Genomic DNA, 13,714 nt, shown 5'->3' with positions numbered 1-13,714 from the left:
AAAAAATAATGACATTTCCCTCTTCAAAACCCTCATTATCAATAAATTAAAAAGAACTAAGCTCCATAAAGGAACTCAAAAACTCGTGCAAACATACGAAACTAAATCCAGCATTCCTTGTTTGTAACTACAATTTTTTGACATGTAAATATCATAAATTTAATTTTATTTTAACACTACGTACATAAATAATCTCGTCAGGTCTCGAAACGGTTAGGCCGTAATTGATTACCTTTGTAAAGCAATTAATAAGCAATATACAAAATAAAATGACATTAGCAGCAAATATAAATATCAAAAATAAAAGAGCATCTTTCGAATATCACCTATTAGATAAATATGTCGCAGGACTTCAACTCTTGGGTACAGAAATTAAATCTATACGTGAAGGAAAAGCAAATATCAATGACAGTTTTTGTGCCTTTTTTGAAAAAGGATTATACATCCGCAATATGCACATTGCAGAATACTCCCATGGTTCATTCTATAATCATGAAGCAAAGCGTGATCGTCAACTGTTACTTACAAAGAAAGAACTGAAAAAGCTCAGAGCAAAAGGGGATGAAAAGGGATTCACTATAGTTCCTTTACGTATTTTCGTAAATGAAAGAGGATTTGCAAAAGTTGAAATCGCATTGGCACAGGGTAAAAAAGACTTCGATAAACGTGACACGATCAAAGACAGGGATGCCAAGCGCGAGCTTGACCGGGCTATGAAAAGATAAAAACTTACGACATCGTTAAAAAAACTCCCGGGGTGATACCCTCTTGTTTTTTAAACATACGTACAAAATAATTGATATTACTGAAGCCGCTTGCATAGCAGGCTTCTTTAATACTTTTTGAGCTTTGCAGCACCTTTTTAGCATTCTTTATACGCTCCCGGATGACATATTCCATAGGGCTTATACCTGTCTCCTCTTTAAAGGTTCGGTAAAAACTAGGCTTACTCATATTCGCTTTTTTACTCAGGTGTTCTACCGTAATATTTTCGTGAATATTGTTCTGAATAAATTCTGTCACTGCCTGAAGCCTGTTATTGGACGACAAAACGGGTCCGTCTACAACCAACAGATTCTGGGTCTGCATAATACGGATTAGTAGTTCTTTAAGTGTCAGATCGGCCAGTACATCTTTGTGTAATTCTTTACTTAAGGATATATCAAAGAGTTTATTAGTCAGATAAGCAAGTTCGGCATTATTATAAAAGTGATATTGGTCGTAATGAAATCTCCACTCCTGTTCACCGTACTGCCTTGGAAAATACTCATTCAGGTAGTTAATCGTTTCCTGTATTTTCTGATGCCCGACAGCGAGAGCTGTACATTGGGTAGGATCACTTTCCTTAGCCTCCGGAAAATCAATCTTCATAGACAGTGACGGGGGTACGACAATGGTTTCGCCAGGGAGATAATCAAAATGAGGACGATCAACAAGGTGCATGACCTTTTTACCTTTCAACATATTGATAATCACCAGATCATTAAATTTAAGAGGCACAAGCTTACTTTCCTGATACGTCTCGTATACATTCAACTCAAAATTATTTAAGGTGAATGCACGTCTGTTTTCTACCAGAGTAGTAATTTCTTTTTTATCTGTAAATGGCAGATGATTGAGAAGATGTTTCATGCCTGTAAGATTTATAATCCAAGAATAACAAGTTAATTAAAATAACGCTCAAAACCAAACTCTGGTATCCCGACCGAATGATTTTAAGATCAGCCTCCCTTCCCTCCTCTTTAATGAAAATTCTTCTGTTACACCATACATTTTTCCGGATGATAGCATAGTGCTAAAGAATGATAGCATAATGCTAAAACACTGAATATCATATTTATATATTTGAAAATAGCCAAATATAAGTATTTATTTAAAATCATAATCAATATGAGTGTAATAGAAAGACCTGCGTTCAAAGAGCGCTATGACAACTACATTAATGGAAAATTTACAGCTCCCGTTCAGAGCAAATATTTTGATGTCATCTCTCCCTTAGACGGTAAAGTTTTTACGCAAGCCGCCCATTCGACTAAAGATGATCTGGAGCTCGCTGTAAATGCCGCAGCAAAGGCATTCGAATCCTGGGGCAAAACTTCTTCTACCGAGCGAAGTATTATTCTTAACAAAATAGCGGATCGCATTGAAGAAAACCTGAATTACATTGCCGCTGTTGAAACAGTAGACAATGGTAAGGCTGTTCGTGAGACGCTAAATGCGGACATTCCTCTGGCTATTGATCATTTCAGATATTTTGCAGGAGTAATCCGTGCCGAAGAAGGTTCGTTATCGGAACTGGATGCAAACACTGTATCGCTGATTGTACACGAACCGATCGGTGTGGTTGCTCAGATTATTCCCTGGAATTTCCCGATTCTGATGGCTGTATGGAAACTGGCTCCAGCATTGGCAGCCGGCAACTGTGTGGTACTGAAACCTGCCGAAAGTACGCCTATCTCTATTCTGGTACTCTTAGAACTTATCGGAGATTTGTTGCCGGCCGGAGTTGTTAATATTGTAAATGGATTCGGGTCTGAACTGGGCCGTGCCCTTGTGACTAATCCAAAGGTTTCAAAAGCGGCTTTCACGGGATCCACAGCAACCGGACGTCTTGTTATGCAATACGCCACTGAAAACATTATTCCGGTTACATTAGAACTGGGTGGTAAATCACCTAATATTTTCTTCAGTTCGGTTATGGATGAAGATGATGCTTTTCTGGACAAAGCCATTGAAGGAGCTGTTCTGTTTGCACTCAATCAGGGCGAAATCTGTACCTGTCCTTCCCGTCTCCTTATTCAGGAAGATATTTATGACAGATTTATTGAAAAAGTAATTGACCGTGTGAATAAAATCAAAGTCGGAAATCCGCTTGATCCGACAGTAATGATGGGTGCACAGGCATCACAGATACAAAAAGATAAGATCGTATCGTATATCAAACTGGGTAAAGAAGAGGGTGCTGAAGTATTGACTGGAGGGGATGTAAACCATCTGGGCGGAGATCTTGAAAACGGTTATTATATCAAGCCTACACTATTCAAAGGTCATAATAAGATGCGTATTTTTCAGGAGGAAATCTTTGGCCCAGTACTGGCTGTCACCACCTTTAAAGATGAGGCCGAAGCGATTGCTATAGCAAACGATACGATATATGGACTGGGTGCGGGTGTATGGACACGTGATGCACATCAGCTCTACCAGATACCTAGAGCGATTCAGGCAGGACGGGTATGGGTCAATCAGTACCATAGTTATCCTGCAGGAGCTCCTTTCGGAGGCTACAAGCAATCTGGTGTAGGTCGTGAAAACCACAAAATGATGCTGGGACACTACAGACAGACAAAAAATATGTTAATCTCCTACAGCAAAGAGAAATTAGGATTTTTTTAAGAAGCTTGTTAAAATTAGGCTCTTTTTTATTTATCTGATAATAAAGAATTATGATTCCAAAAACTATGAAAGCGGCAGTGGCCAGAGGTTACGGCCAGCCATTAAGTATAGAAGAGGTTCCGGTCAAACAACCGGGGCGAAATCAGATATTGGTCAAAGTAGTGGCATGTGGTGTCTGTCATACAGATCTTCACGCCATCGAAGGTGACTGGCCTGTAAAATCAAAAATGCCACTGATCCCGGGGCATGAAGGAGTAGGATATGTGGTGGCTACGGGTCCGGATGTGCAGAATGTAAAAGAAGGAGATGCGGTAGGCGTGCCCTGGCTCTATAGTGCCTGCGGATGTTGCGACTTTTGCATTACGGGATGGGAAACCCTTTGTGAAGCTCAGCAAAACGGAGGATACAGTGTTGACGGAGGATTTGCAGAATATGTCATTGCGGATGCCCGATATGTAGGCCATTTAAAATCCAATGTCAACTTTTTAGAGATTGCTCCTATTTTGTGTGCCGGAGTGACGGTATATAAAGGACTCAAAGAAACGGAAACAAAACCCGGTGAATGGGTAGCGATATCCGGAATCGGCGGCCTGGGACATGTAGCTGTACAATACGCAAAAGCTATGGGTATGCGTGTAGCCGCAATAGATGTAGCCGACGACAAGCTGGATCTGGCGAAGAAACTCGGCGCTGATATTACAGTAAATGCAAAAACTACAGACCCGGGCCAATATATTCAGAAAGAAATAGGCGGAGTACACGGTGCGCTTATTACTGCTGTATCTCCTATCGCATTTAAGCAGGGGATAGATGTCTTACGACGCAAAGGTACGATTGCTCTCAACGGACTTCCTCCCGGTTCATTTGAGTTACCTATCTTTGAAACGGTACTGAAACGTATTACCGTCAGAGGATCTATTGTAGGTACCCGGAAAGATTTACAGGAGGCTTTGGATTTTGCAAATGAAGGTCTCGTTAAGGCGACTGTCACAGCTGCAAAATTAGAAGATATCAACAGTGTATTTGATCAGATGAAAGCCGGAAAAATAGACGGACGAATGGTATTGGATATTGCAGGTTAGACCTATGGAGAGGGATGTGACAATTTTCATCCCTCTTTTTTTACTTTACAAAACTCTTCAGCAATGACAAATCGAATAGATGTAACGGATACAGCAAAAGCATTGATCAAACAGCTTGCTGCTCAACATGGTGATCTGATGTTTTATCAGGCAGGAGGATGCTGTGAGGGAACACAGCCTCAGTGTTTTGAAAAAGGAGGATTCTTTCCCCGGATGAATGATGCGATGATCGGACTGGTGGAAGGATATGAATTCTGGATTGACCGGGACTTGTTTGAATACTGGCAATACTCACATTTCACTTTGGATGTACTGGATGGATTTGGTCCGGGTGGATTCTCACTCGAGACACCTTTAGGTAAGACATTCAAAGTTCATTACAGGCTTTTTACAGCAGAAGAGCTAGATAAACTAGCTCCTGTAATTCGAAATGAATAATGTAATATGGTATTGAGTATTAAGCCTCAATGGCGATACCTTGCAGGACAGGCACTGGTTTTTTAGCTTCATCCAGCGCTACAAATGTAAATAATCCGCTGATAGCCAATTCGCGTCCCTCTTTATACATATCTTCAAGGTAGATTTCTACCTTCACCTTTAGACTTGTTCTTCCTATACTATCGACACGCGCAATGGCTTCAATAATACTTCCGGAAGGAATAGCTTTTGTAAAATCGATTCTATCTGTGGAAACTGTCACTAAGGTTTTGCGACAAAAACGGGTAGCTGCCATAAAAGAAACTTCATCCATGATGGCCATCGCCTTTCCTCCAAAGAGGGTGTCATGATGATTGGTGAGAAATGGGAAAACAGTTGTACAAACACGGGTCTCTGCTAGATTTATACGTTCTTCTAAAGTCATGTATTAGTTATTGTGAATATTAAAATAAATTAGTTTTCGATCTCTACTCCTATGCCTTTCAGCAACATGGAGGCATTAAATACTTTACACTCTCCATCTTTCAGTTTGTAGTCGAATAGCATTTCTCCTTCCTTTACCTGGATATCAAAATGATAATTCCGGACTATACCGGGATACTCTGCTTCCAATGTAGATAATTGCAGATCATGTGTAGCGACCATACCTTTTCCATCCATGCTGATCAATTTTTTAATAATTGCACGTGATCCGAGATATTTATCTACAGAATTGGTTCCCCGAAGCATCTCGTCAATCAGAAAGAAACTGTCTTTATCCTGGTCAACTGTATCCAGGATATATTTCATACGGTCAAGTTCGGCCTTAAATGTGGAGGTACTTTCATTAAGATTATCTTTGATCCGCATATACGTAATCAACTTATAGATAGGAAGCCGAAGAGAAGTTGCACATACAGGAGCTCCGGCATATGCCAGTACAGCATTAATACCTACCGTCCGCAGGAACGTACTTTTGCCCGCCATATTAGAGCCTGTCACAAGGGCTATCCTGTGCTCATTTGCATCATAATTGTTGGCAACAGCATATGCTTCATTAATCAGGGGATGATTGATAGCCTCACCTGTAATTTTACTTTGCTTTGTATCTTCCAGAATCACCGGAAAAACCCAGTCCGGATAGTTACGCTTTAATGTCGCAAAACTCAGTAATGCTTCATATTCGGCTATAACATCAAAAGCTTCCAGAATATTCTCCTCATAACTAGATTTCCACTTGACAATAGCCATCACCTGTTTGAAATCCCACAACAGGAACATGTTAAGAACTGTTCCTACCAGAATATTATTGCGTGCATCCAGTTTATTAATTAATCCTCCCAATTCTTTAAATGCGGCAGATAATTTTCCTTTATTTCCTTGTACCGAGACTCTTTGCTGTAGTGAATTCGTAAGTGCGGATGACCACTGACGCTCTTCTACCAAACGTATTCCGTCAGCATACGCATTTAGTATTCCTCCTACTTTGTCGATCTTGCTTGAAAATAAGGAAACTCTGCCTGCCATAGCTAATGTCCAGAAGATATGTACTAATGCAAGAATAAAGACATAGCCCATAACTTTGACTCCTGATAAGGCAAGGATAATACCTGAAAGCATTACAAAAGGTACTATTGCCACATAGATCCGCATAAAGGCATTGCCAAAGGAGAAGTCTCCGCTTTGAAAATACTTACGAAGAAACGCTTTGACTTCAATTTGCTGATCCAGATTAAAGATAAGCGTAGTCTGCAGTTGCTGACACCAATAGAGTTCGGCAGACAGTTCTTTTACAGCATCCTGGCGTTGCTGTATGGTCTCTTTATTTGCAGGAGACGAGAGCCATTGCGCCAACTGTTGTATGCCCAGCTTTGTGGCTGCACGATTGACTAGTGTAAACAGTGAATACCGGCCAAATATATCCAGATCCGAAAGATAGGAATGTCTTCCGTCCTCAAATTCCTGACCTTCTGAGTAACAGTTTTTTCGTTGGTCACGCAGGAGAATTTCGTTCTCATTGACCCGCAGAAAAGCCTTGAGATTCTCCCTCTCTTTCTCCAGACGGCTTTGTCTTCGGATAAGAAAGGCAAATAATAAAATAATAAGAGCAAACAGCAGGGACACCAGCCAAATCTGCTTCTGCTGAAAACTCCAGAAAAGAAGCCCTCCTCCTCCCAGAATAACGGCCAGCCGGCCAAAACTATTACTATTAATCTTTTTATTTAAAATCTGTATTGCGACTTTTGTCTGCTCCACGGCATTTGCATACGTGGAGTAAATCGATGTATCCATAAGGCATCAAGTTATAAAAAAAGCCTGGAATTTACCAAGCCTGATCTCCTACTAAAGGAACAAATCTAAATGTATCTAATTCTATTCGTTCAAAATCATTTTCTCCTACCCGAAGGATGGTCACCATCTTCTGGGTTTTCTCATCTCCCACAGGAATCACAAAAACTCCTCCGATCTTCAGTTGCTTCAGCATAATCTCCGGTACGAAAGGCGCACCTGCAGTCACAATGATTTTATCATAGGGAGCACTTCCGGGAATACCTTTTGAACCATCTCCCAAAAAGAATTTTGGATTATATCCCATATAAGGCAGCACTTGTATTGTACGGTTGTAAAGACTTTCCTGGCGTTCTATTGTATAGACATCAGCGCCTAACTCCATCAGAATGCAGGTCTGGTAACCGGATCCTGTACCTATTTCCAATACTTTATCTCCTTTTTTCACGTGGAGCAATTCGGATTGATATGCGACAGTATAAGGTTGGGAAATTGTCTGACCATCACCTATAGGAAAAGCAATATCCCGGTAAGCCTGATTCCAAAATGTCTCATCAAAGAAAAAATGCCGGGGTACCTTACCTATTGCCTTTAATACCTGCTTATCCTCGATCCCTCGTTTTTCTAAATGCTTGACAAGTTGTTTCCTTGCTCCTCTCTCTCTGTAATTATCTACGAATTTGTACGCCATTGCTGTTCAAAAATACCGTTAAAAACGCATATTTAAGCTATTTAAATGCAAAATGTTTGCACTCAAAGGAATACCAAATCAGGAAGGATCCACATCAATCTGTATGCGAACTCCTGTATGAGATTTGTCCAGTTCAAAACTCAGAATAGCTTGTTGCATGAGTTCCTTCACTTTAGCTATACTGACATTATTACGTTCGATCTTTAACGTGATTGTCTGAATGAAATAATTACGCACCCGGCTTACAAGTGGTGGCTCCGGACCAATAACTCTGCTACCCAGTGTGGCTCTCAACCCTGAAGCAAGATCTCTTGCCGCATCAAAGCACTTTTGAATATCAGGATGTTTGACATCGATCTTGATCAGCCTGTAAAACGGAGGATATTGATAATTTTTACGTTCTGTCGCTTCTTCCAAAAACATAGCATCATAATCGTGTGCCACGACCTGCTCTATCACCCGGTGATTGGGTGTGTAGGTCTGTATAATTACTTTACCGACCGAATCTCTCCGGCCAGCTCTTCCAGACACCTGTGAGAACAACGAAAATGCACGTTCATATGCCCGGAAATCGGGAAAATTTATAATAGTGTCTGCATTGATAATTCCGATAAGACTTACTTTTCCGAAATCCAGTCCTTTTGCAATCATTTGGGTTCCTATCAGAATATCATATTCATGTTCATCAAAAGCCGTTATAATCTTATCAAATCCGTGCTTTCCTTTAGTTGAATCGAGATCCAGTCTTCCGATACGTGCATCAGGCATCAACAGTTCGAGCTCTTCTTCTATACGTTCGGTACCGAATCCACGACTTTCCATATGGGTAGTACCACAGGCAGGGCAGATTTGTGGAGGAGCTTCGTGATGTCCGCAATAGTGGCAATGCATCCTGTTTGTGGTCTTGTGATAGGTCAGACTGACATCACAGTTTACACATTTAGCTACATATCCGCATGTATTACACTGAATAATCGGTGTATGCCCTCTTCTGTTCTGAAACAGTATAACCTGTTCTTTGCGTGCTATAGTTTCTGTAATTTCTTTCAGCAGAATACCACTGAAATAAGAGTGCATATTATCTTTCCGCTTTTCTTCAGAGATATTCACAATTTTTATTTCCGGCAACTGTGCAGTACCATATCGTTTCAGGAGCTGAACCAATCCGTATTTTCCGGCTTTTGCATTGTAATAACTTTCGATAGACGGTGTAGCTGACCCGAGAAGTATTTTGGCCTGATGAATATAACCTAAGTATATCGCTGTATCACGGGCATGATATCGGGGAGCTGGATCATACTGTTTGTAAGAACTCTCATGCTCCTCATCTATAATTACTATTCCGAGCTCATGAAAGGGGAGAAATAAGGAAGAACGGGCACCAATAACAACTTTATATTCATTCTTCAATACTTTATGCCATACTTCAGCTCTTTCATTATCATTGAATTTGGAATGATAAACGCCAAGCTGATCGCCGAAATATAATTTAAGCCGCTCTGTTATCTGGGCTGTGAGCGCAATTTCGGGTAATAAATAAAGCGCACTCTTCCCTTCCGCAATAGCTTGTTCAATCATACGTATGTAGATCTGCGTTTTACCGGAAGCCGTCACTCCATGTAGGAGCACTACATCTTTATTATGAAATAACTTATTGATCTGATCAAAGGCCTCCTGTTGTCCTTCATTAAAGGTAAAAGAAGCTGTGAGTTCAATATCTTCTCCTTCAAAACGGCTGACGACTTTCTCCTTTACCAGAAAGATCCCTTTGTCAATAAGCGCAGTAATACTTGCTGGTCCGCAGCCTACAGCCTCCATAATAGCCTGACGTGTAATCTCAGAACTGGTTTTGGAAAGCTGAAGATAAGCCAACACCGCATCCTGCTGTTTCGGAGCTCTGTTCAGCGAATCCAGCAGTTCCCGCTTTCCTTCTGTATCTGTGTATTCTGCATTCAGAATAAGGTAGTTTTTTTTCTTTGGCTTATACCGCTCGGAGATTTCTTCGGAAATCATCAGGAAACCATTATCGAAAAGCTGCTTGAGGATAGGAAATACTGTTTTCTGCCCCAGCAATTTGACAATATCACTCACCCGTAGTTCTCCGGCAATCTCCAGCGCTTCCATGATCATATACTCCTTATCAGAAAGCTGACTTTTATCCAATCCTTCCTGATCCGAAGCTATGATTTTGGTTTCACTGGCCAGTTTCAAAGCTGCCGGAAGAGCCGCCTGCATCACTTCCCCCAGCGTACACATATAGTAGGATGCCATCCATTCCCAAAGCTTGAGCTGTGCGCCGTCCACAATAGGCTGCTGATCTAAAATATCCAATACATATTTTGCTTCATAGCGTTCAGGAGCCAGTTCAGTGACTTCCTTTACTATGGCAGAATATATTTTATTCTTTCCAAATTGCACAATGACACGCATACCTACAGCGATCTTGTCACTCCACTCATGCGGGATACGATAGGTATATGTCTTGGAAATAGCCAAAGGCAGGATAACATTCACAAAACACGTATTGCGTACAGCTGAAAATAAAGATGGGTCCATAGACATATTGCAAAAATACAAAAAAGCCCCCGAAAGGACATGCTTTCGAGGGCTTGATATTTTATTATCAAAAAGGTTCTATGATCTGTTTTTCAGAGCTGCTACAAAGAGTCCCACCCATCCTATCATATAACTGAGTCCTCCTAATGGTGTAATGGGACCTAATATCCGGGGATTTCCAAAACCTGTTATTTCACGTACACTCAATATATACAATGAGCCCGAAAAAAGTAAAATACCAATTGTAAATGCGAAGAAAGCAACACGTATAGATGTATTTTTAGCTCTGGAAAATGTGGAAAGGAATAAGAGCGCAAAGGTATGGTAGAAATGATATTGGTTTGCGGTTTTCCATGTACCGATATGATCTTCACTGATTTTCCCCTCTAATCCATGCGCACCAAAAGCCCCCAATGCCACAGCTAATAATCCAAAAAAGGACGCTGTGAGAATAATTTGTTTGTTCATGAGTTTAAGTCAATATTTTTATGCTCAGTATTACGTTTATAAAAGTATAAAATATAGTCCACAATGTTGATTTTTTTATGGAAATAAAAGGAAGAGAGCCCCGTAAACGCATAAAAGTTTCTATTTGGATGTTTTTTTAGTAGGTTTGTTTAGTCATGAGAAATACGATTATTGTTACTGTCTTGCTCTTCATTGCTGTGATCGGAGCGTCTATATATTACTTTTCAGATTTGAATCAGGATCATAAAGACGCCGTAAAACCGCTCAAATTTCTACCGAAGGAAACCTATCTGATCAGCTCTTTCAAAAATGATGAAACTACCGATAATATTTTCAAGGATTTCGAAATCTTTGATGCACTGTTGGGAAAGAAAGAAACCGATGAGATCCGCAAATTAAAGAACGTCTTATTAAGAAATGCAGCCATACAGCCTTATACCCTAAATGAGGAAATTTTTATTTCTCTGCATCCTGAAGATAAAGAAATCAAACCTGTCTTTATTATTCCTTTCTCCGCAGATCTCAAAAAAGAAGAATTATCCACAGTATTCAGCGGACTCAGCAAACAATTTCGTGTCAGTAAACAGGACAGCCTTGGCAAGACGATTTATGCTTTTGACGAAGGTAAGAAGGATACGGTATTGTATGTAGCCTATGATCATCAGATTGTATTTGCAAGCTATTCAAAAAAACTGATTGGGACGATATTGGATGATAAGGTCGTCAAAATGGATCAACACCAGATTGACTTTTTTATCAAACACAATTCTAAAAACTCGCCGATGAGTGTCTATTTTGATCACAGACAGATCAATCCTATCGCAAAACAACTGACGAATCGAAAACCGGGATTCTATGTCAATATGTTTGCCGACCTGAGAGGTGAATCTGCCTGGAATATCAATTATAAGAATGATGCCCTGATGCTGGTTGGAGAAAGTGAAATAACCAATGACTCAAGTTATCTTGCTGTATTCGCAAGCCAATCCAAAACAGACCAGACATTATACAACTATTTTCCGGCTAATACGGCGACGTATATCGAATATTCCATTAGTGATACGGCTTCCTTTGGCAATAAACTTATGAAGTTCTTTGAGAAGAAAGATGATGTAAAAAAATACAACAACCATATCCGCAATATAGAAAGCAACACGAAGCTGACCTACGCTAAGAATATCCGTAAGATATGGGGATCAGACTTTGCAACAGCAGAACTTGACAATGGGGATCTGCTGGGATTTGTTCAGATTGCAGATTCTGTATCTTTCAGCAAAACTATTTCTAAACTGAGCAAGGAATTGGGAGATTCTATCTATCAGTTAGATTTTTCCAACACGCTATATTTTGCTTTCGGAGACGCATTCAAACAGTTTCAGCGCCCATACTTTACCATTATTGATAAACGTACACTTGTCTTTGCAAATAACCAATCCAATCTGCAGGAATACCTGCGATCATGGAATGCACAACGCCTGCTTACGGGAACGCTGGGTTTCAAAAACTTTGAAAAGCTTCAGGGGAACAAAGCTAATGTTACCTTTTTTCTGCATAGCAAAAATGCCAGCGGTATTATCGCTAGTTCTCTAGCCTCCTCTTATTTAAAAAATTACAGAGAAAAAGAGAATTTTGGATTTCAGGATTTCTATTCCTGGTCCATACAGCTTGGTGGCAACAACGGAAGCTTTCTATCCAGCATCTATGGTATCTATAAAAGTAAAAATGCCCTTGGCGGAACACCAGACTGGACTTATCAATTTGATGGAAAGCTGATCGGTCAACCCTGGGTATTTGAACATTCGGATACCAGCAAGATGATTCTGGCACAGGAGCAAAATCATACTATACATGCTATTCATCCTAAAGGCACAAAATTATGGTCTGCAGTCTTATCCGGGCGTGTAATAGGTTCTCCTATTCAGCTTCCTGACCGGTCAGTTGTACTGGTAACGGACAACCGCAGGCTATACAGATTTGATACATCCGGCAAAGTACACAAAGGTTTTTCACTTGGCATACCTCAACAGGCAAATGACGGACCTTCAGTAGCAAGTTTTGATGATAATATGCTGCTTATTCCTGCAGGGAATACCATTCTGGCTTATGACCTGGAAGGAAAGAGCTTAGCAAACTGGAAAAATGTGGACCTTGACGGAGAATTATTGTTTGACATCAAAACTATACAATTCAAAAACACAGATTACCTCATTACTTCCACTAAAACAGGTTCGGTGTACTTCATAGGTAAAAATGGAGAAACTATTAAAAAGGTGCAGAATCCAACCGGATCTTCTTTCCGAAATCCTATACACGTCACCCCAAGTGCTGATGGTAATGATTTACTGGTAATGGCAACAGATGCGGGTGGTAATTTGGTGACATTCAGTCTGAACGGAGATGCTAAAAGCAGAAAAACAGGTGACTGGTCATCCGAATACTATGCCGATATAAGAAATATCACTGCGGATAGTAAAGCCGATGTTATTATCATTGATAAGAATAAGCTGGCGGTATACAGTACCACAGACACGACGATGTATTTTCAATACACATTCACCAGAGATATTGAGGAGAGACCATTATTTTTCCCTCTGGAAAAGGATAGATTTACATTGGGTATAGGCTCCCGGAATAACTATCTGATTGGTCTTTTTAATGAAAACGGAAATCTGATGGAAGGTTTTCCTTTAGAGGCTTTGCCAAACTTTTATTTCGGCAAGATTAACTATGCCGGTGGCAACTTTTTACTCTGTACAAAACGGGATCATAAGTTGTACGCTTTTCCTTTTTAATAATTTGATTTCCATTATTTTAAATT

11 protein-coding genes are annotated in these 13,714 nt (G+C 40.2%); 5 read left to right on the top strand and 6 right to left on the bottom strand.

What is annotated here, in order from left to right; genetic code table 11:
* The first annotated feature begins 269 nt into the window (after positions 1–269).
* Positions 270–725, top strand: coding sequence for an SsrA-binding protein SmpB (gene smpB, locus I6J03_RS12540; protein ID WP_003011032.1), 456 nt, complete (start codon positions 270–272; stop codon positions 723–725).
* Positions 726–729: 4 nt separating this feature from the next.
* Here smpB and I6J03_RS12535 read toward each other — a convergent pair whose 3' ends face one another.
* A complete protein-coding gene (locus I6J03_RS12535) occupies positions 730–1,632 on the bottom strand; it encodes a helix-turn-helix domain-containing protein (protein ID WP_003011034.1) in 903 nt (300 codons plus the stop codon).
* A 258-nt stretch (positions 1,633–1,890) separates the two neighbouring features.
* Between I6J03_RS12535 and I6J03_RS12530 the strand changes: the two genes are divergently transcribed.
* The 3 genes from I6J03_RS12530 (at position 1,891) to I6J03_RS12520 (ending at position 4,913) form a co-directional block, all read left to right on the top strand.
* Positions 1,891–3,393, top strand: a complete 1,503-nt coding sequence (locus tag I6J03_RS12530; RefSeq protein WP_003011037.1) for an aldehyde dehydrogenase family protein — start codon at positions 1,891–1,893, stop codon at positions 3,391–3,393.
* A gap of 65 nt (positions 3,394–3,458) precedes the next feature.
* Positions 3,459–4,475 carry an alcohol dehydrogenase AdhP gene (gene adhP / locus I6J03_RS12525; RefSeq protein ID WP_236586188.1) on the top strand — a complete coding sequence of 339 codons (1,017 nt, stop codon included), beginning with the start codon at positions 3,459–3,461 and terminating at the stop codon, positions 4,473–4,475.
* A 63-nt stretch (positions 4,476–4,538) separates the two neighbouring features.
* Positions 4,539–4,913 (top strand): DUF779 domain-containing protein, encoded by a 375-nt coding sequence (locus tag I6J03_RS12520; RefSeq protein WP_003011044.1) that lies wholly within the window; start codon positions 4,539–4,541, stop codon positions 4,911–4,913.
* Between the two features lie 19 nt (positions 4,914–4,932).
* Here I6J03_RS12520 and I6J03_RS12515 read toward each other — a convergent pair whose 3' ends face one another.
* The 5 genes from I6J03_RS12515 to I6J03_RS12495 form a co-directional block, all read right to left on the bottom strand.
* The gene (locus I6J03_RS12515) at positions 4,933–5,337 is read right to left on the bottom strand and encodes an acyl-CoA thioesterase (protein ID WP_003011046.1); all 405 of its coding nucleotides are present in this window, start codon (positions 5,335–5,337) and stop codon (positions 4,933–4,935) included.
* A 29-nt stretch (positions 5,338–5,366) separates the two neighbouring features.
* Positions 5,367–7,184 (bottom strand): MutS-related protein, encoded by a 1,818-nt coding sequence (locus tag I6J03_RS12510; RefSeq protein ID WP_003011049.1) that lies wholly within the window; start codon positions 7,182–7,184, stop codon positions 5,367–5,369.
* A 31-nt stretch (positions 7,185–7,215) separates the two neighbouring features.
* Positions 7,216–7,872 (bottom strand): protein-L-isoaspartate(D-aspartate) O-methyltransferase, encoded by a 657-nt coding sequence (locus I6J03_RS12505; RefSeq protein ID WP_003011052.1) that lies wholly within the window; start codon positions 7,870–7,872, stop codon positions 7,216–7,218.
* Positions 7,873–7,950: 78 nt separating this feature from the next.
* Positions 7,951–10,428, bottom strand: coding sequence for a replication restart helicase PriA (gene priA, locus I6J03_RS12500; RefSeq protein ID WP_201693718.1), 2,478 nt, complete (start codon positions 10,426–10,428; stop codon positions 7,951–7,953).
* A gap of 78 nt (positions 10,429–10,506) precedes the next feature.
* Entirely contained in the window at positions 10,507–10,896 is a 390-nt protein-coding gene (locus I6J03_RS12495; RefSeq protein WP_003011062.1) for a DUF423 domain-containing protein, read from the bottom strand.
* Positions 10,897–11,051: 155 nt separating this feature from the next.
* On the opposite strand from I6J03_RS12495, the gene I6J03_RS12490 reads away from it, so the two are divergent.
* Positions 11,052–13,688, top strand: a complete 2,637-nt coding sequence (locus I6J03_RS12490; RefSeq protein ID WP_003011064.1) for a PQQ-binding-like beta-propeller repeat protein — start codon at positions 11,052–11,054, stop codon at positions 13,686–13,688.
* Positions 13,689–13,714 lie beyond the last annotated feature (26 nt).

This window comes from Sphingobacterium spiritivorum (genome assembly GCF_016724845.1).
In the GTDB taxonomy this organism is placed as follows: Bacteria; Bacteroidota; Bacteroidia; order Sphingobacteriales; family Sphingobacteriaceae; genus Sphingobacterium; species Sphingobacterium spiritivorum_A.
The sequence above is the reverse complement of the archived record's forward strand: the minus strand, read 5'-3'. Positions and strand labels throughout refer to the sequence as shown.

Bases quoted from the DNA above. Each gene is read 5' to 3' on its own strand.
- smpB (WP_003011032.1), top strand. From the start codon at position 270: ATGACATTAGCAGCAAATATAAATATCAAAAATAAAAGAGCATCTTTC.
- I6J03_RS12535 (WP_003011034.1), bottom strand. From the start codon at position 1,632: ATGAAACATCTTCTCAATCATCTGCCATTTACAGATAAAAAAGAAATT.
- I6J03_RS12530 (WP_003011037.1), top strand. From the start codon at position 1,891: ATGAGTGTAATAGAAAGACCTGCGTTCAAAGAGCGCTATGACAACTAC.
- adhP (WP_236586188.1), top strand. From the start codon at position 3,459: ATGAAAGCGGCAGTGGCCAGAGGTTACGGCCAGCCATTAAGTATAGAA.
- I6J03_RS12520 (WP_003011044.1), top strand. From the start codon at position 4,539: ATGACAAATCGAATAGATGTAACGGATACAGCAAAAGCATTGATCAAA.
- I6J03_RS12515 (WP_003011046.1), bottom strand. From the start codon at position 5,337: ATGACTTTAGAAGAACGTATAAATCTAGCAGAGACCCGTGTTTGTACA.
- I6J03_RS12510 (WP_003011049.1), bottom strand. From the start codon at position 7,184: ATGGATACATCGATTTACTCCACGTATGCAAATGCCGTGGAGCAGACA.
- I6J03_RS12505 (WP_003011052.1), bottom strand. From the start codon at position 7,872: ATGGCGTACAAATTCGTAGATAATTACAGAGAGAGAGGAGCAAGGAAA.
- priA (WP_201693718.1), bottom strand. From the start codon at position 10,428: ATGGACCCATCTTTATTTTCAGCTGTACGCAATACGTGTTTTGTGAAT.
- I6J03_RS12495 (WP_003011062.1), bottom strand. From the start codon at position 10,896: ATGAACAAACAAATTATTCTCACAGCGTCCTTTTTTGGATTATTAGCT.
- I6J03_RS12490 (WP_003011064.1), top strand. From the start codon at position 11,052: ATGAGAAATACGATTATTGTTACTGTCTTGCTCTTCATTGCTGTGATC.